Genomic DNA, 23754 nt, shown 5'->3' with positions numbered 1-23754 from the left:
CAGGGCCCCGGGAGGGGGTCCGGGGGCTTGCCCCCGGTTTCGGGGCGGGGCGGGGTGGGGCGAGGCGCGCCGCCAGGCGTTACGCACCCCACCCCGCCTGCTCTCCCCCCACCCGCTCCGCCACGATCCGCTCCGCCCACCCCGAGGCCCGGTACGCCGCCATCGGGTCCGGGGCGATGCCCGACTCCTCCCGGACCTCGGCCAGCAGCGGCCGTACGTCGGTGTTGTACGCGTCCATCAGGACCGCGTTGGCGCCGAGGACATCGCCCTCGCGCTGGGCCGTGGCGAGGGCGTCGCGGTCGACCAGGAGGGCCTTGGCCGTGGCCTCCTGGACGTTCATCACGGAGCGGATGATCGCCGGGATCTTGGGCTCGATGTTGTGGCACTGGTCGAGCATGAACGCGACCCCCGAGGTCAGCCCGCCACCCCGGACCACCTCGTACATGATCCGGAAGAGCTGGAAGGGGTCGGCGGCGCCGACCATCAGGTCGTCGTCCGCGTAGAAGCGGGAGTTGAAGTCGAAGGCGCCGAGCTTCTTCTCGCGCAGCAGAAGGGCGACGATGAACTCGATGTTGGTGCCGGGCGCGTGGTGGCCGGTGTCCACGCACACCTGGGCCTTGGGTCCCAGCTTGAGGCAGTGGGCGTAGGCGGTGCCCCAGTCCGGGACGTCCGTGGTGTAGAAGGCGGGCTCGAAGAACTTGTACTCCAGCAGCATCCGCTGGTCCTCGCCGAGGCGCTCGTAGACCGCGCTCAGCGCCTCGGCGAGTCGGTCCTGGCGGGCCGCGATGTCGTCCTGGCCGGGGTAGTTGGTGCCGTCGGAGAACCAGAGCTTGAGGTCGCGGGAGCCCGTGGCGTCCATGATGTCGACGCACTCCAGGAGGTGGCCCAGCGCCTTGCGGCGGACCGCCGGGTCGGGGTGGGTGACCGAGCCCAGCTTGTAGTCGTCGTCCTGGAAGACGTTGGAGTTGATGGCGCCCAGCTTCAGTCCGCGTTCCTCCGCGTATTTGGCGAGCGCCCCGTAGTCCTCGACCGTGTCCCAGGGGATGTGCAGGGCGACCGTGGGGGCGACCCCGGTCGCGGCGTGCACCTGGGCGGCGTCGTCCAGCTTCTCCTGGGGGGAGCGCGGGACGCCGGGCTGGGCGAAGACCTTGAAGCGGGTTCCGGAGTTGCCGTACGCCCATGACGGCGTCTCGACCGCCTGGCTCTTGAGGGCCGCCTTCACGGCTGGAACGTCAGACATGAATCTCCTTCATGAAACGATTCAAGAAACCTAGCCGCGCGGTCGGCCACGCGTCAAGAAGTGGTGGGTCCCCGACCCCACGGCGAACACCGCGCAGCCGTCCGCCATGCGCAGCAGGCGGGCGCCGCGAGCGGTCACGTCCGCCTCGCGGTGTGCCGGGACCCAGATCTGAGCCGTGGTGTTGACGGGGATGGACACCGTGAGAGTGAAGTCCTCGCCCTGCGACCAGCGGGTGGTGACCGGGCCGTAGAGCGAGTCGTAGCGGCCCTCGGCGGAGCGCACCTCGCCGCCGGGGCGGGGCCGGATGAGGATCTCGCGGAAGCCGGGGGCGGCGGGGGCGATCCCGGCGATGTTCTGGTACATCCACTCGCCGACCGAGCCGTAGGCGTAGTGGTTGAACGAGTTCATCCCGACGTCCTGGAAGCTCCCGTCCGGTTTGATCGAGTCCCAGCGCTCCCACATGGTGGTCGCGCCCCGGTCGATCTGGTAGCCCCAGGAGGGGAACGTGCGCTGGTGGAGCAGGCGGTACGCGACGTCGGTGTGGCCGGTCTCGGTGAGGGTCGGAAGCAGCCTCGGGGTGCCGAGGAACCCGGTGGACAGATGCCAGTCGCGGTCCTTGACGAGGGCGACGAGGCGATCGGCCGCGGGTGTGCGGAGGCCGGCCGGGAGCAGGTCCAGGGAGAGCGCCAGGACGTACGCGGTCTGGGTGTCGCCCTTGACCCTGCCGTCGGCGGACACGTACGCGTGGTTGAAGGCCGCCTTGATACGGGTCAGGAGGTCTTCGTACGGGGCCGGGTCCTCGCCCAGGACGTGTGCGGTGCGGGCGACGAGGTCGGTGGCGTGGGCGAAGTAGGCGGTGGCGATGACGTCCTTGGGGGTGTCCGCCTCGACGCTGAGCCAGTCGCCGTAGCCCTCGGCGGGCCGCAGCAGGCCGGTGCTGTGCTGTTCCAGGTAGGTGATCCAGCGGCGCATGGCCGGCCAGTTCTCGCGCAGCACCCGGGTGTCGCCGTACGCCTGGTAGAGGTTCCAGGGCACGGTCACCCCGGCGTCGCCCCAGCCCGCCACGCCGTTGCCGACGTCGCCGAGGTGGGGTGCCACATCGGGGAAGGAGCCCTCGTCGGTCTGGCCGTCGCGCAGGTCCTGGAGCCACTTGGTGAGGAAGCGGGCGGACTCCATGGTGTACGCGGCGGTGCTGGAGAACACGTTGATGTCGCCGGTCCAGCCGAGCCGTTCGTCCCGCGCCGGGGTGTCGGTGGGGATGGACAGGAAGTTGCCGCGCAGCCCCCAGGTGATGTTGGAGTGCAGCTGGTTGAGCATCGCCGAGTCGGTGTGGAAGGACAGGGTGAACGGGGCGGCGGTGTGCATCACCCGGCCGGTGATCGCGTCGGGGGAGGGCGTTCCGGGGTAGCCCGTGACCTCGACGTAGCGGAAGCCGTGGAAGGTGAAGCGCGGCTCGTAGGTCTCCTGGCCGCCGCCCTTGAGGGTGTAGGTGTCGACGGGACGGGCGGTGCGCAGATTGGCCGTGTAGGCGGTGCCGTCCGGGCCCAGCACCTCGGCGTGGCGGATCCGGACCTTGTGGCCGGCCGGGCCGGAGACCGTGAGGCGGACGCTGCCGACCATGTTCTGGCCCAGGTCGAAGAGGTGGACACCGGGGGCGGGTTCGGTGACCTTGACCGGCTTGATCTCGCGTTCCACCCGGGTCGGGGCGTCGGTCTGGGCCACCACCTCGGCCGTGATGTCCGAGGCCGTGACGGCGGGGCGCCAGCCGGTGTCGTCGAAGCCCGGTGAGGTCCAGCCGGGGGTCTCCGCGCGGGCGTCGTACTCCTCGCCCATCAGCAGGTCGGCGGTGAGCAGCGGACCGGTGGCCGCGCGCCACTGCTGGTCGGTGGTGATGCGCTCGGTGCCGCCGTCGGTGTACGTGACCTCCAGCTGGGCGAGCAGGGCGGGGTGGTCGCCGTACTGGGTCTGGCCGAACCAGGCGATGTTCCCGGCGTACCAGCCGGGTGCGAGGGTCACCCCGAGGGCGTTCGTCCCTAGGCGGAGGGCGTCGGTGACGTCGTAGGTCTGGTACGCCACGCGCTTGCGGTAGTCGGTCCAGCCGGGTGCCAGCTGGTCGCGGCCGACGCGGACGCCGTTGAGGTGGGCTTCGTAGAGGCCCAGGGCCGTGGAGTAGAGCCGGGCGCGCGCCACGGGCTTGGTGAGCCGGAAGGTGCGGCGCAGCTGGGCGGGGGACTGGAGGGGGAGCACTTCGCCCCAGGGCCCGCCGCCCCAGGCCGCCAGCTTCTTGGCGGTGGCCCAGCCGCCGTCGTCGTAGTCCGGGTCCGCCCAGGCGGCGGGGGGTTCGGCGTCGGTGGTGCGCCAGGTGGCGTCCGTGTGGTGGCGGGTGGTGCCGTCCTCGGTGGTGAGCTCCAGGGTGGCGAGCAGCCCCGCCGGGCCCTTCTCGGCGTTGGTGGCCGCGATGGCCAGGGTGGCGGCGCCCCGGTCGAGGAATTCGGTCACGTCGACGGTGACCGGATGGCTCCAGGCCTTGAGGACGCCCACTGCCTCGCGGGCGGCGACCTCGGTGCCGTTCACATGGGCGGTGAAGCCGTCGTCGGCCGCCACCACCAGCCGGGCGCGGCGGACGGTGCCCGGGGCGTGGACGGAGGTACGGAACCACCGGGTGGCCGCCGGGGCCTCGGTGGCCGGATCCCCCTCGGGGAACCAGATCCAGGAGGCGCCCTCCAGGGACGGGGGCGCGGTCAGTGCGGCGGGCGCCGCGATCCAACGGGCCTGCCACTGACCGGAGTTGAGCAGCCCGGTCTCCCACCAGGCGGGGGCGGACCACGGGGAGGGGCGGCCGTGGCCGTCCCAGACCCGCACCGACCAGTGGTAGCGGGTGCGCGGACGCAGGGCCGGGCCGTCGTAGGGGACCAGGACCGACTGGCGCGATGCCGTCTTGCCGCTGTCCCAGACGTCCGGCTCGCCGAGCCGGTCGGGGGAGGTGGCGACCCGGATGTGGTAGGCGCTCTGAAGCTGGTCGCGGGCGTCCGAGTCGAGGATCCAGCTCAGCCGGGGGCGGGCGGTGTCGAGGCCGAGCGGGTGGGGCGCGTACTCCACCGTGGTGCTCCGGACCCGCAGCCCCGCGCCGGGGCGGTCCTCGGCGGCGGCGGACGGGGTGAGGGCGGGCAGACCCGTGAGGGCCGTACCGGTGGCAGCGGTGGTGGCGAGCAGGTGGCGTCTGCTGATCACGAGCTTCCTCCAGGGCCAGGGACGGCTGGATGAAAACGATCGCTGAAAACGATTCAACTCAAGGCGCCTGGACCGTAGGGCCGGGGCTCAGGGTGCGTCAAGGGGGCTGAAACGATGTGGGTATATCCCGTGCACACCCCCTTGACGGCCGCATAGGGCGCGGCTAGCTTCCCGGAATCCGGCATTGAAACATTTCATTTACTGCCCCTGCGTACGCGTCAGGAGACTCCGTGAGCCAGCCTGCTTCGACCGGTGTGCCGGTCCTCGCCCTCGAGGGGGTGAACAAATCCTTCGGCGCCGTACGGGCCCTCCGGGACGTCTCGCTCGAGCTCTTCGCCGGTGAGGCCCATGCCCTGGCCGGTGAGAACGGGGCGGGCAAGTCGACGCTCATCAAGATCCTCGCCGGGGTGCACCGGCCCGACTCCGGCCGGGTGCTGCTGGACGGCGAGCCGGCGGTCTTCCACGGCCCCGCCGACGCCCGTGACGTCGGCACCGCCGTCATCTACCAGGAGCCGACGCTCTTCCCCGATCTGTCCATCGCCGAGAACATCTTCATGGGCCGTCAGCCCCGCCGGGCCCTCGGCCGGATCGACCACAAGGCCGTACGGTCCTCCACCGCCGCCCTGATGGCACGGCTCGGCGTCGAACTCGACCCGGACCGGCCCGCCAGGGGCCTGTCCATCGCCGACCAGCAGATCGTGGAGATCGCCAAGGCGCTCTCCTTCGACGCCCGGGTGCTGATCATGGACGAGCCGACGGCGGCGCTCACCGGGAGCGAGACCGCCCGGCTGTTCTCGGTCGTCGAGACGCTGCGCGCCGAGGGCGCCGCCGTGCTCTTCATCTCCCACCGCCTGGAGGAGATCTTCGAGCTCTGCCAGCGGGTCACCACCCTGCGGGACGGCCGGTTGGTGGCCTCCGAGCCGCTGGCCGGGCTGACCCAGGACGCTCTGGTCCGCCGCATGGTCGGCCGGGACCTGGCCGAGCTCTACCCCAAGCAGGACAGCCGGGTCGGCGAGACCGCGCTGGAGGTGCGGCGGCTGACCCGTGAGGGCGTCTTCCGGGACGTCTCCTTCGAGGTGCGGCGCGGTGAGATCGTCGCGCTCGCCGGGCTGGTCGGCGCCGGACGCACCGAGGTCGCCCAGGCCGTCTTCGGCGTGGACCGGGCGGACGCGGGCGAGGTGCGGGTCGGCGGGGCGGTGCTCCGGCCCGGTTCGCCGACCGCCGCCATGGACGCCGGGCTCGCACTCGTCCCCGAGGACCGGCGCCAGCGGGGGCTGGTGATGGAGATGTCCATCGAGCGGAACATCGGGCTGACCGGCCTGGACCGGCTGGGCCGCGCGGGGCTGGTGAAACGGGCGCTGGAGCGCGGCCGCGCGGCCGACTGGGCGGTCCGGCTCCAGCTGAAGTACGGCAGTCTCGCCGACCACGTCGGGGTGCTCTCCGGCGGCAATCAGCAGAAGGTCGTGCTCGCCAAGTGGCTGGCGACCGAGCCCACGGTGCTCATCGTCGACGAGCCCACGCGCGGAATCGACGTCGGCACCAAGGCCGAGGTGCACCGGCTGCTGTCGTCGCTGGCCGCCGACGGGCTCGCGGTGCTGATGATCTCCTCCGACCTGCCCGAGGTGCTGGGCATGGCCGACCGGGTCCTGGTGATGCACGAGGGCCGGCTGGTGGCCGAGATCCCGCGCGATGAGGCCTCCGAGGAGTCCGTGATGGCCGCCGCGACCGGGCTCACGGATGGCGCCGATGGCGCCGGTGAGGCCGCCGAGACCGAACTCCCCCGCGACGCCGACGCGATCAGGCCCACCGATGACGCCGCAGCGAGCGGGCGCACCGGCGCCACCGGCGCGAGCGGGCGCACCGGCGCCACCGGCGCGAGCGGGCGCACCGGCGCCACCGGCGCGAGCGGGCGCACCGGCGCCACCGGTGACACGGGCGCCACCGGGCCCACTGGCGCCACCGCAGAAGGGACCCGCACGTGAGCGTGACCATCGAGAAACCCGACAAATACGCCGCCGCGCCGGAGACGGCCCGCTCGGCGCGCTCGCTCGTCGACGCCGTCTTCCGCGCGCGGGAGATCAGCATCGCCGGGGCCCTCGTGCTGCTGGTGCTGTTCACCTGGATCGCCGAACCGCGCTTCCTCGACGACCAGGGCATCAAGGACCTGCTGCTCAACGCCGCCATCCTGGTGCTGCTCGCGGTCGGGCAGTCGGTCGTGGTCATCACCCGCAACATCGATCTGTCGGTCGGCTCCGTGGTGGGCCTGTCCGCCTTCGCCTGCGGGAAGTTCGTCTCCGGCACCGACCACGGGGCGCTGACGGTCCTGGCTCTCGGCCTCCTCGTCGGCGCGGGCTGCGGCATCGTCAGCGGTGCGCTGGTGAGCTTCGGACGGGTGCCCGCGCTGGTGGTGACCCTCGGGATGCTCTACGTCATCCAGGGCGTCGACTACTGGTGGGCGCAAGGCGAGCAGATCAACGCCGCCGATGTGCCGGAATCCGTGCTGGACCTCGGCAGCGGCAGCGTGCTGGGCATCCCGTATCTCCCGCTGATCGCCTTCGTGGTGCTCGCCGGGACCGCGTACGTCCTGCGCACCTACCGTGGCGGCCGTGAGCTGTACGCCATCGGCTCCAGTCCGGAGGCCGCCCGGCTGGCCGGGGTGCCGATCCGGCGGCGGGTGCTGGCCGCGTATGTGTTCTCCGGCGCCGTCTCGGGCTTCGCGGGCACGCTGTGGCTGGCCCGCTTCGGCACCGTGGTCGCCGACAACGCCCACGGCTGGGAACTCACCGTGGTCAGCGCGGTGGTGGTCGGTGGCGTCGCCATCGTCGGCGGCACCGGCACGGTGTGGGGCGCGGCGCTGGGCGCGCTGCTGCTCACCACGATCGGCAGCGCCCTGGCCGTGCTGAAGGTCGACTCGTTCTGGCAGGACGCCATCGCGGGTGCGCTGCTGCTGGCGGCCATCAGCGTGGACCGGATCGTACGGGTGCGCATGACCCGCGCCCTGACGAAGAGGAGCGCCCGATGAAGCTCAGGTGGGACACCGCCGTCGGGGTGCTGCTGGTGGCCGTCTTCCTCACCGGCCTCGGCACCACGGACGGCTTCGCCAGCCGCGACAACCTCGCCTTCGCCTTCAACGACATCGCCGAGGTGGCGCTGATGGCGCTGCCGATGACACTGCTGGTGGTGGCCGGGCAGGTGGATCTGTCGGTGGCCTCGATGCTCGGCCTGTCCAGCGCGCTCACCGGCCAACTCTGGGACGCGGGCTGGGCGTTCGAGACCATCGTGCCGATCGTGCTGCTGGTCGGGGTGGCCGGCGGGCTGCTCAACGGCTGGCTGGTCACCCGGGTCGGGCTGCCCTCGCTGGCCGTCACCATCGGGACGCTCGCGCTCTACCGGGGGCTGGCGTCGGTGGTGCTCGGCGCGGGCGCCATCACCGACTTCCCCGAGACGTACGCCAAGTGGGCCGTGGACACCACCACCGTGCCCGGCACCTTCCTCACCTATCCGGTGACGCTGTTCATCGTGCTGGCCGCCATCGCCGCCGTGGTGCTGCACGCCACGGGCGTGGGGAGGTCGCTGTTCGCCATCGGCGCCCAGGAGGACGCCGCGTACTTCGCGGGCATCCGCGTCAAACGCCTCAAGCTGCTGCTGTTCGTGGTCAGCGGGCTGATCTCGGCCTTCGCGGGGGTCGTGTTCACCCTGCGGTACGGCAGCGCACGGGCCGACAACGGCCAGGGCTTCGAAATGCTCGTCATCGCCTCCGTCCTGCTGGGCGGCGTCGACTTCGACGGTGGCAAGGGCACGCTGTTCGGCGCCGTCGCCGGGGTGCTGCTCATCGGTGTCCTGAAGAACCTGCTGACCCTCAACGACGTGGCCAACGAGGTCCAGGTGATCGTCACCGGGCTGCTGCTGGTGGCCTCCGTCCTCACCCCCCGTCTGATCACCACCGTGAGCGCCTGGCGTCACCGGCGCGCCGCCGCCTCGACCAGCTGATCCACCCACGCACCGCGAAAGGTCTCTCCATGATGAGCTTCTCCGGACGCCGCGCCGCCACCGCCGCCGCGGTCTGTGCCCTGGCCGTGGCCCTGGCCGGCTGCGGCGGCACCACCAAAGAGGACAACGACAACGGCGGCGCCGCCAAGAGCGACGCCAAGGCCGACCCCGGCGCCCCCCTGAAGAAGGGCCTCAAGCTGGCCTTCCTGCCCAAGCAGATCAACAACCCCTACGAGAAGCTCATCGACGAGTCGGGGATCACGGCCGCCGGGGAGTTCGGCGGCAAGGGCAAGGAGGTCGGCCCGTCCGACGCCAGCGCCTCCTCCCAGGTGTCGTACATCAACACCCTGGTCCAGCAGCGCCAGGACGCCATCCTGATCGCGGCCAACGACCCCAACGCGGTGTGCGGCCCGCTCAAGCAGGCCATGAAGAAGGACATCAAGGTGGTGGCGTACGACTCCGACACCGCCCCGGCCTGCCGCCAGCTCTTCATCAACCAGGCCAGCTCCGAGGAGATCGGCCGCAGTCAGGTCCAGCACCTCGCCAAGCAGCTCGACTACAAGGGCCAGATCGCGATCCTCTCCGCCACCCAGAACGCCACCAACCAGAACACCTGGATCCGCTTCATGAAGGACGAGCTGAACAAGCCCGCCTACAAGAACATGAAGCTGGTCAAGACGGTGTACGGGGACGACGACGACCAGAAGTCCTTCCAGGAGACCCAGGGCCTGCTCAAGGCGTACCCCAAGCTCAAGGGCATCATCGCGCCCACCACGGTCGGCATCGCCGCCGCCGCCCGCTACATCAGCGGCTCCTCGTACGAGGGCAAGGTGGTGCTGAACGGCCTCGGCACGCCCAACCAGATGCGCAAGTACGTCAAGGACGGCACCGTCGAGCAGTTCGCGCTCTGGGACCCCAAGAAGCTCGGCTACCTCGGTTCGTACGCCGCGGCCGCGCTCGCCTCCGGGCGGATCACCGGGGCCGAGGGGGAGAAGTTCAAGGCCGGGAAGCTGGGCGAGTACACGGTCGGCAAGAACGGCGAGGTCATCCTCGGCCCGCCCACCGTCTTCGAGAAGTCCAACATCGACAAGTACCACTTCTGAGGCGGTCGGCGATGCGGCGGGTGTGTTTTCTGCTGAAGGTCCGCCAGGACCGGATCGAGGAGTACCGCGAGCGGCACGCCGCCGTGTGGCCCGAGATGAGGGCGGCGCTGTCGGAGGCCGGCTGGCACAACTACTCGCTCTTCCTGCGCGAGGACGGGCTGCTCGTCGGCTATCTGGAGACCGAGGACTTCGAGGCGGCCCAGGCCGCGATGGCCGCCACCGAGGTCAACGCCCGCTGGCAGGCTGAGATGGCGCCGTTCTTCGAGGCACTCGACGGCGCGAAACCGGACGAGGCGATGAAGCCGCTGACGGAGGTCTTCCACCTCGCGTAAGCGCTCCGCTGCAGGTGCCACGATCGGTCGTCGGTCGTCGGCCGTCGGTCGTCGGCCGTCCGCGGCGCCGTCGTGGCTGGCCGCGCCCACGCGGCGGAGCCGCACATCGACACAGCCCCGCGCCCCTTCGGGGCGCACCTGCTGAGAACCCGGTCCGGGGCCATCCGCCCCGGACCGCCACAACCGTATGTCCAACCTCGCAGAACGGAGACGCCCGGATGAGACCCCTCGCCGCCGTCGCGCTGGCCACCGCCCTGCTGGGCGCCGCGACCCCGGGCGCGAACGCGGACTCCGCCGTCGCTCCCGGCCCGGCCGTCAGCAAGCTCGCCGACACCCAGCTCGACGCCAAGGCACTCTACTTCGTCTCGTACGACGGCCTGGTCAACAACAACGCCTTCCAGAAGAACGGGCTGCTCACCTACAAGGGCTATCAGTACGCCGTCTGGTACACCGCCGACCGCAGCGCGGTCATCGGGCGCCGCGCCCTCACCCAGCGGAGCTGGCAGACCGTCACCCTGCCGCACCGGCTCACCGCCGACGACTCCCACAACGTCATCTCCATGGGGATCTCCCGGACCGACGGCCGGCTGCACCTGAACATGGACTCCCACAGCAGCGGCTTCTTCTATGTGAAGTCCGTGGCCGGGCTGGTGGACGACCCCGCCGGACACCCCTGGACCACCGGCCAGTTCGGCGCCGTCCAGACCACCCTCGACGGACTCGCGCTCACCTCCCAGTTCACCTACCCGCAGTTCATCGCCACCCCCGAGGGCCGACTTCAGCTCAGCTACCGCGTCGGCGTCTCCGGCAACGGCCGCAACGCGCTCGCCGAGTACGACGGCACCAAGTGGCGGGCCCTCGGCGAGTGGTCCTCCGCCACCGGCACCTACAGCAGCGAGCACGGCTCCAGCACCGCCCGCAACATGTATCTGCACGGCATCGACTACGGGCCCGACGGGCAGTTGCACGCCTTCTACACCTGGCGCGAGCAGAGCAACGCGGTGATGTGCGCGAGCGGCGGTCTCACCAACCACGACACCGGCTATGTCCACAGCTCGGACCGGGGCCGCACCTGGCGCAATGCGGCGGGCGCCGTCGTCGGCACCACCGGTGGCTCCGACACGGTGGCGGTCGGCGACGCCGGAACGGTCGTCGACCCGCTGGGCCCCGACCACTCGCTGATGAACCAGGAGAGCCAGGCCACCGACTCCGCGGGCGCGCCCCACGCCCTGATCAGCTATGTCCCCGGCCGCTTCGGGCAGTGCACCACCGACTATGTGGCCGACCGGACGAAAAACGGCCGTACCTTCCACGTCTTCCGGGACACGGCAGGCGCCTGGAAGAAGACCGAGATCCCGGTGGCCCCCGGCTCCACCCAGCGCAGCCATCTGGTCTTCGACGCTTACGACAACGCCTACGCCGTGATGCCGTACGGCCGGATCGTGGCCGCGTCCAAGTCCTCGGGCTGGACGGACTGGAAGACGCTCTACGACGGCGGCGGGCTGAACGCCTTCGGCGAGGTCGTCGTGGACGACACCCGGCTCGCCCAGGACGGCGTGCTGTCGTTTATGTACCAGCGGAAGTCCAGCGGCACCACACCCTCCGCCCTCCGCGTCGTCGACTTCGCCCTCCCCTCCTGACGATGGCACCAGGCGTGGGCATCAAGGAGGTGGCGCGCGAGGCCGGGGTCTCGGTCGGCACGGTCTCCAACGTCATCAACCGGCCGGACTCGGTGTCCGAGGAGACCCGGGCCCGGGTGCTGTCCACCATCGAGCGCCTGGGCTATGTACGCCAGGAGTCCGCGCGCCAGCTGCGGGCCGGCCACAGCCGCATCATCGCGCTGCTGGTGCTGGACATGGCGAACCCGTTCTTCGTGGACGTCGCGCGGGGCGCGGAGCGTGCGGCGCGGGAGGCGGGTCTTGGGGTGATGGTGTGCAACAGCGCGCAGAGCCCGGAGGAGGAGGCCGACTACCTCGGGCTCTTCGCCGAGCAGCGGGTGCGTGGGGTGCTGATGACCCCGGCCGATATGACCGGGCGCAACCTCGCCTCCTTCCGGCGGCAGCCCATCCCCTTCGTCCTCGTGGACCGGGTGCTGCCCAGCACCGAGGGGTGCTCGGTGTCGGTCGACGACGTCACCGGCGGCGAGCTCGCCGCCCGCCACCTCCTGGGCCTCGGCCACCCCAACTTCGCCTATGTGAGCGGGCCGATGCGGCTGGCCCAGTGCCGCGACCGCCGCGAGGGCGCGCTGCGCGCCCTGCGTGAGCGGGGGCTCGGCGAGTCCGCGCTGCGCCATGTCGAGGTGGACCGGCTGGATGTGACCTGCGGCCGGGACGCGGGAGCCCGGCTGCTGGGCATGTCCCCGCGCCCGACGGCGGTGTTCTGCGCCAATGACCTGCTGGCCCTGGGGGTGCTTCAGTCGCTGTACGGGGCCGGGGTGTCGGTGCCGGGGGAGGTGGCGCTGGTGGGCTACGACGACATCGAGTTCGCGGCGGCGGCCGCGGTGCCGCTGACGTCAGTGCGCCAGCCGGCGTTCCGGATGGGGCGTACGGCGGCCGAGCTGCTGATCGAGGAGACCGGGGAGCGGGGCGGGGACCACCGCCACCAGCGGATCGTCCTCCAGCCCGAGCTCGTGGTCCGCGGATCGAGCCTGGTGCGCTCCCGAGGCTGAGCCGGGGCCCGGGGTCCGCCGCGGCCCGGTCCTGCCCGACCGGTCGAACAGCGCATTACCATGTTCCCGCGACCGCGGTGGGTCGCGGGAAGGCGGAGGCCCGGGTCGTGGGACGCATGGTGGGGATCAAGGACGTCGCGCGGCAGGCGGGAGTGTCGGTCGGCACCGTCTCGAACGTGATCAACCGGCCCGAGATGGTCGCCGAGGCCACGCGCGACCGGGTGCAGGCCGTGATCGAGCGCCTGGGCTATGTACGCCAGGAGTCCGCGCGCCAGCTGCGCGCCGGGCGCAGCCGCATCATCGCGCTGCTGGTGCTGGACATGGCGAACCCGTTCTTCGTGGACGTGGCGAGCGGCGCGGAGCGTGCCGCGCGGGAGGCGGGTCTTGGGGTGATGGTGTGCAACAGCGCGCAGAGCCCCGAGGAGGAGGCCGACTACCTCGGCCTCTTCGCCGAGCACCGGGTGCGCGGGGTGCTCGTCACCCCGGCCGATGTCACCGGCGCCAACCTGGAGGGATTCCGGCGCCATGACATCCCGTTCGTCTTCGTGGACCGCGAGGTGCCCAGCGCCGAGGGGTGCTCGGTGTCCGTCGACGACATCGAGGGCGGCGCGCTCGCCGGGCGCCATCTCATCGCCCAGGGCCACCGCTCCGTGGTCTACGTCAGCGGCCCGATGCTGCTCCCGCAGTGCCAGGACCGGCGCACCGGACTGCGGGGCGCGTTCGCGGAGGAGGGGCTGCCGGAGGAGGCGATGGTGCACATCGAGGCCGAGCGGCTGGACGTGGCCTCGGGCCGCGACGCGGGCGCCCGGCTGCTGGGGATCTCACCCCGGCCGACTGCCGTGTTCTGCGCCAATGACCTGCTGGCGCTGGGGGTGCTCCAGGCCCTCTTCGCGGCCGGGGTGTCGGTGCCGGGGGAGGTGGCGCTGGTGGGGTACGACGACATCGAGTTCGCGGCGGCGGCCGCGGTGCCGCTGACGTCGGTGCGCCAACCGGCGTTCCGGATGGGGCGTACGGCGGCCGAGCTGCTGATCGAGGAGACCGGCGACGAGGCCGCCGCCCACCAGCACCGGCGGATCGTACTGCAGCCGGAGCTGGTGGTGCGGGACTCGACGTTCGCGTCCAGGCCGGGCGCCTGACCTGGGGTTCGCCGGTCTCGGCGGCCCGGTGAAGGCGTCGGCCCGTTACGTCGCCACGGTCAGGCCGGGGGTTTGACCACGGTCAGACCGGTGGTTTGACCGCGACGACGGGGACGGGGCTCTCCAGCAGCAGCCGCTGGCTCACACTGCCCAGCAGCGCCTTGCCCACCGGTGATCGCCGGCGGAGGCCGATGACCAGCCGGTCGACATCGGGCCGGGCCTCGATCTCGTCCAGAACGGCGTCGACCGGGTCGCGGTCACCGGGACCGCTGCGCTCGACGACCGTGGTCCGCAGGTCCTCGGGCACCCCGGAGCGGTCCAGCGCCGACAGACGCAGATTGACCAGTACCAGATCGGTGCCCAGCAGCCGGGCCTCGGCGATTCCCGCGGTCAGCGCGTGGTCTCCCTCGCGGCCCTCGGCGATGGCGGTCAGGACGGTCATGGCGTGGAGCCCTCCTCTCGGGGCGGGGCGGGTGAGGAGTAGCGGGCACGGAAGTCGTCCTCCAGCTCTTCCAGCGAGCGGCCCTTGGTCTCGGGCACACAGGTCGCGATGAAGAGGAGGGCCAGCACACCGAAGGCGGCGAAGGCGAAGAAGGTGTTCGAGATCCCCATGGCCTTCACGATGGGCGGGAAGCCGAGGGCCACCAGGGCGTTCGCCATCCACAGCACGAAGATGCTGATGCCGATGGCCAGGCTGCGGATCTTCAGCGGGAACATCTCGGAGAGGATCAGCCAGACCAGCGGACCGATGGTGGCCTGCATGGAGAAGACGAAGAGCACGACGAACACGAGAATGAACCACGCCTTCGCGGTGCCCTCGGGCATCAGCAGCGCGGAGAGCCCGACGAGCAGGTGGAACGTCGTGGTCAGGGCGAACCCGCCGAGCAGCATGGTGCGCCGCTTGAGCTTGTTGATGACCGACACGCCCACCGAGATGCCGATGACGCTGAAGGCGCCGTTGAGGGTGTTCGCGATGATGGCGGAGTCGCCCGAGAACCCGGCGTCGCCGAGCAGCTGCGTACCGTAGTACATGACGGAGTTGATGCCGGTGAACTGCTGACAGAATCCGAGCCCCGCCCCGATCAGGATGAGTACACGCACCCAGCGCACCCCGAGATCCACCCGGCCCGCGGTCTTGGCGACCCGCTCCTCCTCGGCGAGGCGGTGGACCTCCGCCATCTCGGCGCGGGCCCGCTCGGGGGTCCGGACCTGGGACAGGACCGCGAGCGCCTCCTCGTCACGGCCCTGGGAGACCAGCCAGCGCGGGCTCTCCGGCAGCCGCAGCATCCCGATGAACAGCCCGATCGCCGGAAGGAGGGCGACGAGCAGCATGAGCCGCCAGATGCCATCGGTCTCGCCCCAGAGGTTGAAGATCACCGCGTTGATGACGAACGCGGCGAACTGGCCGGTCACGATCATCACCTCATTGCGGGTGACGATGGAGCCGCGGCGTTCGACCGGGGCGATCTCGGCCAGGTAGACCGGGACCGTCGCCGAGGCGCCGCCCACGGCGAGGCCGAGGACGAAGCGGAAGAGGGCGAGCACCTGCCAGCTCGGCGACAGCACGCAGCCCAGGGTGCCGAGCATGAACACCAAGGCCAGCAGCAGGATGTTGTGGCGGCGGCCGTGCCGGTCGGAGAGGACTCCGCCGATCATGGCGCCGAAGGCGGCGCCGAAGATGAGGTTGCTGACGACGACTCCCTCGGTGAACGCGGTCAGCCCGAGGTCGTCGGTGAGTGGATCGAGGGCGCCGTTGACGACGCCGGTGTCATAGCCGAACAGCAGCCCGCCGAAGGTCACGATGACGGCGACCAGGCCGAGCCGTCGTGAATGGGGACCCTTGGTGTCCGGCGGCAGTTCGGGGTCTTGGTGTGTGATGCCCGAGTCCTCTGAGCCGAGTCGGGTGTTCATCGTCGTGTCTCCTCGTGGAGGCAGCGGAGGTCGTGGTGGCGTCCCGACAGGTCCGGTTGTTTCCCGATGTCGGGTGAGTGGCCGCCCAGCCAGCCACGATCGTGCGGCTGCGGAGAGCCTTTGTCCTTTTGTCAGTACAACTAGTACGTACAAGTGCCACGTACTATGGGGGCGGCGTGTGACGCATGTCAAGACATGAAGCGCGAGGAGGCAGGGATGGGGGATCCAGGGAGCACCGGCCCCTCGGCCGGGCGGGGAACCCCGGTGAGGCGTCCCAAGCGCCCCACCATGTCCGATATTGCCGCGCGCGTCGGTGTCTCGCAGGCCCTGGTGTCACTGGTGTTCCGCAACCAGCCCGGTGCGAGCCCCGATACGCGCCGACGCGTGTTCCAGGCGGCCGAGGAACTGGGCTATCGTCCCGACACCGCCGCCCAGCTTCTGCGCCGCACGCGCAGTCGGCAGTTGGGCGTGCTGTTCACCATGCGTCAGCCGCACGACGTGGGCATTGTCGAGGCCCTGTACCCCGCCGCCCGGAAGCACGGCTACACCCTCGTGCTCAACGCCATGGTCGACACCCGCGACGAGCGTCAGGCGATGGACGAACTGCTCGGACTGCGCTGTGAAGCCATCATCACCATCGGCACGACATTCGAGCGGCACCACCTGGCCACGGACGTCGGCGGCCCCTCCATCGTGGAGATCAACCCGCTGACGCGGGCCGCCGGTACGGACGTCGTCCGGACCGCCGAGCGGAGTGGGATGCGCCAAGCCGTCGACCACCTCGTCGCACAAGGACACCGCGCCATCGCGCACATCGACGGCGGCGCCATGCCCGCCGCCGAGGAGAGGCGGCGCGGATACCGCGCCGCCATGCGCCACCACGGACTGGCGGACCACATCCGGGTCCACCCCGGCGACTACACCGAGGAATCCGGCGCCCGGGTGGCCCGGGACCTGCTCGCGCGGCCCGAGTTGCCCACGGCCGTCATCGCCGGGAACGACCGCTGTGCGCACGGTCTGCTCGGCACGTTCCTGCGCGCGGGCGTCAGCGTCCCCGATGACGTGTCCATCGTGGGCTACGACGACAGCCGGCTCGCCCGGCTGTCCTTCATCGATCTCACCTCCGTGCGCCAGGACGCCGCCGAGGCGGCCGAAGTCGCCGTCCGGGCAGCCGCCGAACGACTCGACGAGGGGCGCACCGCCGACCGGGACATCGTCCTCGACCCCACCCTCGTGGCCCGGGGCAGCACCGGCCCGGCCCGCACCCGGTCAACGCCCGACGGCGACCTTCTCCGGTGACCACTGGCTGTCGTAAGGGGCACCCAGCAGCTCCTGGATCTCCCGTACGGCGGCCCGGCCCGCCCGGTTGGCGCCTACCGTACTGGCCGAGGGCCCGTAGCCGACCAGATGCACCCGGGGATCACGGACCGCCCGGGTCCCCTCGACGGCGATCCCGCCGCCCTGTTCGCGCAGCCGCAGCGGGGCGAGGTGGTCGATCGCGGCGCGGAAACCGGTGGCCCAGAGGATCGTGTCCGCCTCCACATGGCGCCCATCCGCCCAGGCCACCCCGTCCGGGGTGATCCGCTCGAACATCGGCAGCCGGTCGAGTATCCCCTTCTCCCGGGCCCGTTCCATCGCCTCCGTCATGGGCAGCCCGGTCACGGACACCACGCTCTGCGGCGGCAGTCCCCGCCGCACCCGCTCCTCGACCAGCGCGACGGCGGCGCGGCCCTGGTCCTGACCGAACGGTCCGGTGCGGAAAACCGGCGGGCGGCGGGTGACCCAGGTCGTCTCCGCCGCCACCTCGGCGACCTCCAGCAGATGCTGCACCCCGGACGTACCGCCCCCGACCACGATCACCCGCTGCCCGGCGAACGCCTCGGGCCCCGGGTACCGCGCGGTGTGCAGCTGCCGCCCCCGGAAGGTCTCCTGCCCGGGGTAGCGCGGCCAGAACGGCCGGTCCCAGGTCCCGGTCGCGTTGATCAGCGCCCGCGCGGACCATGTCCCGGCCGAGGTCTCGACCAGCAGTCGACCGTCGTCACCGTTCCGTACGGCGGCGACGTGCACCGGGCGGACCACCCGCAGATCGAAGGCGCGCTCATACCGTGCGAAGTAGGCCGGGATCACCTCGGACGAGGGCCGCTCCGGATCCGCGTCGTCGCTGGTCAGCCGCATACCGGGCAGGTCGTACATCCCGTGCACCTTGCCGTACGTCAGCGACGGCCAGCGGAACTGCCACGCCCCGCCGGGCGCGGGCGCGTGATCGAGCACCACGAAACCGGTCCCGGGCTCGTACCCGGCCCGCCTCAGGTGGTAGGCCCCGGACAACCCCGCCTGCCCGGCACCGATGACCACGACGTCCACGCTGTTGTTCATGCTTCTACTAACTCTGCTCGGTCGCGGTCTCTTCCCCGTCCTCCAGCCGCCGCCCCCGGCTCTCCGCCACCCGCAGCGCGTCATGCAGCGCCTCGGCGAGCCGATGCCCCACGAAGCGCAGCTCACAGGCGTCGGCCTTGCGGTCCCGGAGCAGCGGCCGCGCATGTCCGAGAAGCTCGGCTCCGGTCCGAAGCTGTACGGCCTCCATCTCGTCGGCCAGCCGCGAGAGGTAGCCGGTGCCGGTGTCGTCGGTGACGAGGAAGCAGGGTTGCCCGTTCAGTCCGGGCCAGGGCAGCAGACGGGGGCGTGATGAAGGCATGAGGGCTCCATGGCGTTTCGAGGTTCGGCTACCGCGAGTGATGAGGCGGTGGCGGAAACAGCTTCAGGTGCGCGGAAGCTGGCGCGCAAGATGACAGCTAATTTCCGCTTCAGATGGCATATGTGACCGAGTGGGCAAATGGCCTGATGCGCCGGGCCGCCCTTGCCAGACTCAGAACTCGAACGGCGGCATGGCAGGCTCGACCCACCGGGAGGCATACTCGTGGCAGCACCAACGGGACCGACGGTCCGTCGCATGCAACTCGGCTGGGAGCTCAAGCGGTTGAGGGACAAGGCCGGATTCACCCTCGCGGAGGCGGTGGACGGGTTGACCTTTTCCACCACGAAGTTGTTCCGCGTCGAGAACGGCCTCTCGGCCTTGCCCAAGGTCACGGACCTGAAGGCTCTTTTGGGTCGGTACGGCGTCGAGGACGAGGACGATGTGGACTTCCTCATGCAGATCCACCGTGACTCCCTCAACCGGGGCTGGTGGTCCATCTATCGCAGTGTGCTCCCGTCGGGCATGGGGATGCACATCGGCCTGGAGAGCGGAGCCCGTACCAGCCGGACGTGGCAGCCGAACGTGGTCTTCGGCTTGCTGCAGACCGATCGCTACGCGAGGGAACTGTTCCAGGCCGCCAAGCCGGTCGAGGAGACCACGACCGAGTTCGTCGAGCGGCACATCCAGATTCGGATGGAACGCAAAAAGGCCCTGAGGCGCAGGGACAACCCCATAGAGCTCTGGGTCATCCAGGACGAAGCCTCGCTGCGCCGGGTGGTCGGCGGCCCCCAAGTGATGCGTGAGCAGTACGAGGAGATCGAGGCCTTGCAGGGGCTCGACAACGTGACGGTGCAGATCCTTCCGATGGCCACACCCGCGTATCGGCCTCATACGAACTTCAACCTGTGGGAGTTCGGCACTCCGTTGCCGTCCGTCGTGCAGAGCGACGCCGTCGACGGATCCGACATCAGCGACAAGGAAACGACGATCTGGTCCTTCTCCCGCAGGTTCGAGAACCTGCGGGCCGCGGCTCTCGCTCCTGCCGAGACACCGGCGTTCCTGCAACGACTAGCACGGGAGATCTGACATGACCCACGGCATAGCAACCAACGTCGCACCCGAAGTTGCCTGGTTCAAATCCTCCTACAGCGAGGCGAACGGCACCGGCTGCGTGGAGATCGCCCACCTGCCCCACACCGCCCAGGTCGGCATCCGCGACTCCAAGGACAAGAACGGCCCCGCCCTGGTCGTCCCCGCCGGGGTCTGGGCGGAGTTCGTCGCCGCGGTGCGCAAGGTCTGACGGCGCCGCCGGGCGCGGGCATCGTCTCGCGCCCGAAAACCGTTCGCGGTACGCACCCGCCCCAACTACCGTGCTGCGCCGTGGACATTGACGATCCCAAGGACGTGGTCAGGCGCGGGTACGACGCGCTCTCCCGCCACTACGAGCAGTCCTACGCCACCGAGACCAAGTACCAACCCTGGCTCGGGGCCCTCCAGCGGCGCATCCCGCCCACCGCCACCGTGCTGGACCTGGGATGCGGCTCCGGCATCCCGGTCGCCCGCGTGCTCAGCGCCGCAGGCCACCGGGTGACCGGTGTCGACATCAGCGGGGAGCAGATCCGCAGGGCGCGGGAGCTCGTGCCGGAGGCGGAGTTCCGCCAGGCCGATGCCACGGCGGTGGAGTTCCCGGCGGGCTCCTTCGACGCTGTGGTCTCCCTCTACGCCCTGATCCACATCCCCCTGGACGAACAACCTCCCCTCCTCGCCAGGATCGCCACCTGGCTCCGGCCCGGCGGCTGGTTCCTGGCCACCACCGGGCACACCGCCTGGACCGGCACCGATGACAACTGGCTCGGCGGTGGCGCCACGATGTGGTGGAGCCACGCCGACGCCGCGACCTATCGGACGTGGCTCACCCAGGCCGGACTGACCGTCGAGGGAGAGGAGTTCGCCCCCGAGGGCGACAGCGGCCACGCCCTGTTCTGGGCGCGGCGACCGTGACGTACCTCGGGACCTCGTCTCAGCCGGTGGGCCCGTCCTCACCGGCCTTCTGCCAGGCGCAGCTGCCGAGCGTGGCCCGGCCCTTCTCGACCAGCGGGTCGGCGATCCGGGCAGGTGGCATCGTGCTGTGGCCCCGGTAGCAGATGACCGTGCGGTCGGTGTGCCCGGCGAGGTCGACGAGGATCTGGTCCCAGTGCCGGTACTGCACATCGTGTCCCGTGTCGGCGTAGCTGCGCACGGCCGGGTCGCCGGGCAGGTGCTGCTTCCAGGTGTCGATCGTGCTGGGCGGCACGGTCGTGTCCTTCTTCCCGCTGTAGATGGTGACGGGGGCCGTCAGCTTTGACAGATCGGGGCCGGGCCGCTGGCAGTAGAGCTTCTGCTCATGCACCTGAGCTGCGGGGTCGGCCTTCTGGCCGCGCTGGTTGTAGGTGCGGGCGCCGTCCTCGAAGGCGGTGTCGGCGAAGCCGGGGACGCGCTTGGTCGGGCTGTCGTCCGGGAGCGCCCACCAGACCCGGGGGTCGGCGATCTGCTTTTCCAGCGACTTGCCCAGCTCCTCGTCGGACATCGAGCAGTACGGGCGCTTCGCGCCGTACGGCGGCAGGGCGGCGGCCAGGTGCAGTGACGACACGCGGTCCGGGGCCAGGGACGCCAGCTCGGCGGCGTACGGACCGCCGCCCGAGATGGCGATCACACTGACCTTGCGCACTCCGACGCGGTCCAGCACCTGGAGCGCGTCCTTGGCGAAGTCGGCCTTCCCCAGGCTCTTGTCGAACTCGGTGTCGCCGAAGCCGTTGCGCTCGACGGATATCAGCCGCAGCCCGAGGGACTCCCGGGTGCTGCGCAGGAAGTCCGTCATATGCGCCACCCGGGCGCTGGTGCCGGTGCCGCCGATGTAGAGCACCGGCTTCCCGTCCCGGGGGCCGTCGTCGATGTAGTGGGCGGTGCGGCCCGAGTCCAGTTTCAGCGCCCGGACCTCGGGGCCGAGCGAGTCGAAGTCGTCCTGGATCTGGACCCGGTGGACATCGGTGGCATGCGGCTCCCGTGGCGCGGTGGCCGTGGCGGTGGCGCTCACGGCTCCGGAGCCCGTGAGCAGGACGGTGGCGACGGCGGTGGCGGCGATCCCGGTGACGAGGGCTCTGGGCATGTATCTCTCCTGGCCGTAGGGGGAGGGCGACGTTGATCGAATGGAACAAACGGCCACCTACCCCCTCCGACCCGGAAGACACTACGGGGCACCCGCCGAGTGGCAGGGACTTCGCCCCTGGGGCGGAGCCCCAGTTGTGGGAAGGGGCGGGGAGGGGAAAGCAGCCCGCCGCAGGCGCCAAGACCCGCCGGCCACCCCCTAGGCGGGGGAGGTCATGAAGTCCCTCGGTCGCAAGGCCCGTTTGACGATACGGGTGTCGCCGATCCAGCCGTAGAAGCCCTGGCCGAACTTCTCCTCGAACTGGGTGGCGCCTATCACGAAGGGTTTGCCGAGGGTCGCGATCCCCGTCGACGGCTGGCTCGGATTGCGGGCGATCTTCGAGCCGTCGACGTACACCACGGTGTGATGGCCGTCGTTGACGACGGCGACATGGGTCCACCGGCCCACCGGCAGGGCATGGCTCCAGGAAGTGGGATCGGCGTCCTGCACATGGGGGTAGACCACGAACTGCAGGAAGCGTTCGGGGGTCACATTGAGGCTGCACGTCGGCTCGTCGGGCGACCAGCCGGTGGTCTTGCCCGCGTCACCGTTGCGGCCCTCCCAGCTGAGGATGCCCATCCATGCGTGGTCGCCCTCGAAGGGGTCCGGGAGCTTGAGATACGTCTCGATGGTGTAACCACTCGTGAACTTCTCGGAGTTCAGCGGCGCCGTGGCGGAGGTGGTCAGGACCGCGCCGCGGTCGGGGGCCTTTCCGCCGTCGAAGCGCAGGCTGGCGTGGGCCGGCTGGTCGTCGTGGTGTTCGCCGGACCACGTCAGGATCTCGGGCGCGCTGTCGTGCAGCCGCGTCACCCGGAGGTCGTTGCCGTGGCCGGACAGATCGCGGATGACGGTGTCCGTACCGACGGGTGTGTCCGCGCCCGTCGCACGGGGAGCGGTTCCCGAGGCGTCGAAGCGCCAGTACGCGAGGGTGCCGCGCGGCATCACCGCGGACGCCGGGCGCGGCTTGCGCGGCACGACCGGCGCGAAGCCGGAGAAGCGCCGCTCGAAGTCGATGCTCAGGCTGAACCGGTCGGCGGGTCCGGTCAGCTCGATGGTCTCCGCCTCCAGAGGTGTGCGCTTCTCCGGATCGCGGCTGAGGAACCAGGGCGAGAAGGTCTCCACGTCGATCACGTCGCGGACGAGGTCGAAGGCGTAGCGGCGGATCATCCCGGCGCCGCCGTAGTACCGGTCCTGGTAGTTGGTGATGTGGACGTGGACGTCGTGACCCGCGTCGTTGGTCAGGACCGTGCGCCCCGGGGGCCAGTAGTGCCCGCCGAGCGCGAGGAAGACCTGGTCGTTGCCGCGGATGAGGCCGTCCCACAGCCGGCGGCCGTTGTCCGAGAGCTGTGCGGCGCCGTCGTCGTCGGCCCAGGCCAGGTCATGGGTGGTGAGGATCGCGGGCAGGGTGGGGTGCGCGTGGAGCACCTTCCGCGCCCATTCCAGCCCGGAGGCGGAGACCCGCCAGTCGAGCGCGAGGACCAGCCACTCCCGGCCGCCCGCGCGCAGCACGTGGTAGCTGTTGTAGCCGTCGGCCGAGGCGCCCCCGAAGGTGGGCATGGACGAGAACCGCCGTGGGCCGAAGGCGTCGAGATAGGCGCTGTCGCCGCGCTGGTCGTCGGTGCCGGAGTCGATGTCGTGGTTGCCGGCGAGCACGCTGTAGGGGACCTTGCCGTGGATGGTCCCGAACACCGTCGCGGCCAGCGAGATCTCCTCCCGCGAGCCGTGCTCCGTGACATCGCCCAGGTGCGCCATGAAGGCGATGTTGGCGTCCTCGCGCCGGGACACCAGGTACCGGAAGGTCGCCCGGAGCGGTTCCGGGTCGGAGCTGTCGGCGTCGAAGAGGTACTGGGTGTCCGGCAGGATCGCGAGGCTGAACCGCGGTGACGCGGAGTCGTACCGGTGGCCGTCCGCCTTCGGGGTGGCGGCGTGACCGGGTGTCGTCCCCGACGCGACGGCCACCGTGCCCGCGGCCGGTATCACGGCGGTGGCTCGCAAAAGTGTCCGTCTGCCCAGGTGGCTGCGTTCCGCCGCGTCCATTCGCTCTCCCGCGCGTCATATGAGGAACCGGTGACCCCGGTCCGCACTGTGGTCCAGACCTGTGACCACGCGGGGGCGGCCAGATGAACGGCACCTGATCCGTTGAGGGCGGTTCGTCGCTGCCCCGGACGCCATTCTCCGTTAAAAGGTTGCCGCGCTAATAATATTAGTGACGACTATTTTCGGACGGCCCGGCGCCGGATCCGGCGACTCATCCGCGAAATTCA

General features: G+C 70.7%; 20 protein-coding genes. 12 read left to right on the top strand and 8 right to left on the bottom strand.

Features of this window, described 5'->3' with window-relative positions:
- Window positions 1-79: 79 nt before the first annotated feature.
- Complete coding sequence (gene rhaI / locus ACMTAK_RS10800) at window positions 80-1240, bottom strand: L-rhamnose isomerase (RefSeq protein ID WP_413806013.1); 1161 nt, start codon at window positions 1238-1240, stop codon at window positions 80-82.
- Between the two features lie 30 nt (window positions 1241-1270).
- Entirely contained in the window at window positions 1271-4471 is a 3201-nt protein-coding gene (locus ACMTAK_RS10795) for an alpha-L-rhamnosidase (RefSeq protein WP_413806012.1), read from the bottom strand.
- 230 nt (window positions 4472-4701) lie between these two features.
- On the opposite strand from ACMTAK_RS10795, the gene ACMTAK_RS10790 reads away from it, so the two are divergent.
- From ACMTAK_RS10790 to ACMTAK_RS10755, 8 genes are all read left to right on the top strand, one after another.
- Window positions 4702-6453, top strand: coding sequence for a sugar ABC transporter ATP-binding protein (locus tag ACMTAK_RS10790; protein WP_413806011.1), 1752 nt, complete (start codon window positions 4702-4704; stop codon window positions 6451-6453).
- The gene (locus ACMTAK_RS10785) at window positions 6450-7493 is read left to right on the top strand and encodes an ABC transporter permease (protein WP_413806010.1); all 1044 of its coding nucleotides are present in this window, start codon (window positions 6450-6452) and stop codon (window positions 7491-7493) included. The genes ACMTAK_RS10790 and ACMTAK_RS10785 overlap by 4 nt, the downstream gene beginning before the upstream one ends.
- Entirely contained in the window at window positions 7490-8461 is a 972-nt protein-coding gene (locus ACMTAK_RS10780) for an ABC transporter permease (protein WP_211832937.1), read from the top strand. The genes ACMTAK_RS10785 and ACMTAK_RS10780 overlap by 4 nt, the downstream gene beginning before the upstream one ends.
- 29 nt (window positions 8462-8490) lie before the next feature.
- Window positions 8491-9564, top strand: coding sequence for a rhamnose ABC transporter substrate-binding protein (gene rhaS, locus ACMTAK_RS10775; protein WP_413806009.1), 1074 nt, complete (start codon window positions 8491-8493; stop codon window positions 9562-9564).
- 11 nt (window positions 9565-9575) lie between these two features.
- Window positions 9576-9896 (top strand): L-rhamnose mutarotase, encoded by a 321-nt coding sequence (locus tag ACMTAK_RS10770; protein WP_413806008.1) that lies wholly within the window; start codon window positions 9576-9578, stop codon window positions 9894-9896.
- A 218-nt stretch (window positions 9897-10114) separates the two neighbouring features.
- Window positions 10115-11536 carry a BNR repeat-containing protein gene (locus ACMTAK_RS10765; RefSeq protein ID WP_413806007.1) on the top strand — a complete coding sequence of 474 codons (1422 nt, stop codon included), beginning with the start codon at window positions 10115-10117 and terminating at the stop codon, window positions 11534-11536.
- Window positions 11537-11538: 2 nt separating this feature from the next.
- Entirely contained in the window at window positions 11539-12564 is a 1026-nt protein-coding gene (locus ACMTAK_RS10760) for a LacI family DNA-binding transcriptional regulator (RefSeq protein WP_413806006.1), read from the top strand.
- A 116-nt stretch (window positions 12565-12680) separates the two neighbouring features.
- Entirely contained in the window at window positions 12681-13700 is a 1020-nt protein-coding gene (locus tag ACMTAK_RS10755; RefSeq protein WP_413812850.1) for a LacI family DNA-binding transcriptional regulator, read from the top strand.
- Window positions 13701-13782: 82 nt separating this feature from the next.
- Here the strand turns inward: ACMTAK_RS10755 and ACMTAK_RS10750 are convergent, their stop codons facing one another.
- Together ACMTAK_RS10750 and ACMTAK_RS10745 are read right to left on the bottom strand one after the other, a co-directional pair.
- Window positions 13783-14142 (bottom strand): universal stress protein, encoded by a 360-nt coding sequence (locus tag ACMTAK_RS10750; RefSeq protein WP_413806005.1) that lies wholly within the window; start codon window positions 14140-14142, stop codon window positions 13783-13785.
- Window positions 14139-15611: a sugar porter family MFS transporter gene (locus ACMTAK_RS10745; protein ID WP_413806004.1), complete on the bottom strand. Its 1473-nt coding sequence runs from the start codon at window positions 15609-15611 to the stop codon at window positions 14139-14141. Before ACMTAK_RS10745 ends, ACMTAK_RS10750 begins: the two co-directional genes overlap by 4 nt.
- Before the next feature lie 288 nt (window positions 15612-15899).
- On the opposite strand from ACMTAK_RS10745, the gene ACMTAK_RS10740 reads away from it, so the two are divergent.
- Window positions 15900-16910, top strand: coding sequence for a LacI family DNA-binding transcriptional regulator (locus ACMTAK_RS10740; RefSeq protein ID WP_413806003.1), 1011 nt, complete (start codon window positions 15900-15902; stop codon window positions 16908-16910).
- Here the strand turns inward: ACMTAK_RS10740 and ACMTAK_RS10735 are convergent.
- Together ACMTAK_RS10735 and ACMTAK_RS10730 are read right to left on the bottom strand one after the other, a co-directional pair.
- Window positions 16881-17987 (bottom strand): NAD(P)-binding domain-containing protein, encoded by a 1107-nt coding sequence (locus ACMTAK_RS10735; RefSeq protein ID WP_413806002.1) that lies wholly within the window; start codon window positions 17985-17987, stop codon window positions 16881-16883. The genes ACMTAK_RS10740 and ACMTAK_RS10735 overlap by 30 nt on opposite strands.
- 7 nt (window positions 17988-17994) lie before the next feature.
- Window positions 17995-18306 (bottom strand): hypothetical protein, encoded by a 312-nt coding sequence (locus tag ACMTAK_RS10730; protein WP_161559247.1) that lies wholly within the window; start codon window positions 18304-18306, stop codon window positions 17995-17997.
- A 255-nt stretch (window positions 18307-18561) separates the two neighbouring features.
- On the opposite strand from ACMTAK_RS10730, the gene ACMTAK_RS10725 reads away from it, so the two are divergent.
- The 3 genes from ACMTAK_RS10725 to ACMTAK_RS10715 all read left to right on the top strand — a co-directional run bounded on the left by ACMTAK_RS10725 (window position 18562) and on the right by ACMTAK_RS10715 (window position 20307).
- Window positions 18562-19392, top strand: coding sequence for a helix-turn-helix domain-containing protein (locus ACMTAK_RS10725; protein WP_413806001.1), 831 nt, complete (start codon window positions 18562-18564; stop codon window positions 19390-19392).
- 1 nt (window position 19393) lies between these two features.
- Window positions 19394-19606, top strand: coding sequence for a DUF397 domain-containing protein (locus ACMTAK_RS10720; protein ID WP_413806000.1), 213 nt, complete (start codon window positions 19394-19396; stop codon window positions 19604-19606).
- 80 nt (window positions 19607-19686) lie between these two features.
- Window positions 19687-20307: a class I SAM-dependent methyltransferase gene (locus ACMTAK_RS10715; RefSeq protein WP_413805999.1), complete on the top strand. Its 621-nt coding sequence runs from the start codon at window positions 19687-19689 to the stop codon at window positions 20305-20307.
- Between the two features lie 19 nt (window positions 20308-20326).
- Here the strand turns inward: ACMTAK_RS10715 and ACMTAK_RS10710 are convergent, their stop codons facing one another.
- Complete coding sequence (locus tag ACMTAK_RS10710) at window positions 20327-21451, bottom strand: alpha/beta fold hydrolase (RefSeq protein WP_413805998.1); 1125 nt, start codon at window positions 21449-21451, stop codon at window positions 20327-20329.
- A 198-nt stretch (window positions 21452-21649) separates the two neighbouring features.
- The gene (locus tag ACMTAK_RS10705) at window positions 21650-23527 is read right to left on the bottom strand and encodes a LamG-like jellyroll fold domain-containing protein (RefSeq protein ID WP_413805997.1); all 1878 of its coding nucleotides are present in this window, start codon (window positions 23525-23527) and stop codon (window positions 21650-21652) included.
- Between the last annotated feature and the right edge of the window lie 227 nt (window positions 23528-23754).

Origin of the sequence: Streptomyces lacaronensis (assembly GCF_047337785.1) — a bacterium.
Taxonomy (GTDB): Bacteria; Actinomycetota; Actinomycetes; order Streptomycetales; family Streptomycetaceae; genus Streptomyces; species Streptomyces lycopersici.
The sequence above is the reverse complement of the archived record's forward strand: the minus strand, read 5'-3'. Positions and strand labels throughout refer to the sequence as shown.

What these genes read in the sequence shown, in the direction of transcription:
- rhaI (WP_413806013.1), bottom strand. Translation starts at nt 1,240, where the DNA reads ATGTCTGACGTTCCAGCCGTGAAGGCGGCCCTCAAGAGCCAGGCGGTC.
- ACMTAK_RS10780 (WP_211832937.1), top strand. Translation starts at nt 7,490, where the DNA reads ATGAAGCTCAGGTGGGACACCGCCGTCGGGGTGCTGCTGGTGGCCGTC.
- rhaS (WP_413806009.1), top strand. Translation starts at nt 8,491, where the DNA reads ATGATGAGCTTCTCCGGACGCCGCGCCGCCACCGCCGCCGCGGTCTGT.
- ACMTAK_RS10770 (WP_413806008.1), top strand. Translation starts at nt 9,576, where the DNA reads ATGCGGCGGGTGTGTTTTCTGCTGAAGGTCCGCCAGGACCGGATCGAG.
- ACMTAK_RS10765 (WP_413806007.1), top strand. Translation starts at nt 10,115, where the DNA reads ATGAGACCCCTCGCCGCCGTCGCGCTGGCCACCGCCCTGCTGGGCGCC.
- ACMTAK_RS10760 (WP_413806006.1), top strand. Translation starts at nt 11,539, where the DNA reads ATGGCACCAGGCGTGGGCATCAAGGAGGTGGCGCGCGAGGCCGGGGTC.
- ACMTAK_RS10755 (WP_413812850.1), top strand. Translation starts at nt 12,681, where the DNA reads ATGGTGGGGATCAAGGACGTCGCGCGGCAGGCGGGAGTGTCGGTCGGC.
- ACMTAK_RS10750 (WP_413806005.1), bottom strand. Translation starts at nt 14,142, where the DNA reads ATGACCGTCCTGACCGCCATCGCCGAGGGCCGCGAGGGAGACCACGCG.
- ACMTAK_RS10745 (WP_413806004.1), bottom strand. Translation starts at nt 15,611, where the DNA reads ATGAACACCCGACTCGGCTCAGAGGACTCGGGCATCACACACCAAGAC.
- ACMTAK_RS10740 (WP_413806003.1), top strand. Translation starts at nt 15,900, where the DNA reads ATGTCCGATATTGCCGCGCGCGTCGGTGTCTCGCAGGCCCTGGTGTCA.
- ACMTAK_RS10735 (WP_413806002.1), bottom strand. Translation starts at nt 17,987, where the DNA reads ATGAACAACAGCGTGGACGTCGTGGTCATCGGTGCCGGGCAGGCGGGG.
- ACMTAK_RS10730 (WP_161559247.1), bottom strand. Translation starts at nt 18,306, where the DNA reads ATGCCTTCATCACGCCCCCGTCTGCTGCCCTGGCCCGGACTGAACGGG.
- ACMTAK_RS10725 (WP_413806001.1), top strand. Translation starts at nt 18,562, where the DNA reads ATGCAACTCGGCTGGGAGCTCAAGCGGTTGAGGGACAAGGCCGGATTC.
- ACMTAK_RS10720 (WP_413806000.1), top strand. Translation starts at nt 19,394, where the DNA reads ATGACCCACGGCATAGCAACCAACGTCGCACCCGAAGTTGCCTGGTTC.
- ACMTAK_RS10710 (WP_413805998.1), bottom strand. Translation starts at nt 21,451, where the DNA reads ATGCCCAGAGCCCTCGTCACCGGGATCGCCGCCACCGCCGTCGCCACC.
- ACMTAK_RS10705 (WP_413805997.1), bottom strand. Translation starts at nt 23,527, where the DNA reads ATGGACGCGGCGGAACGCAGCCACCTGGGCAGACGGACACTTTTGCGA.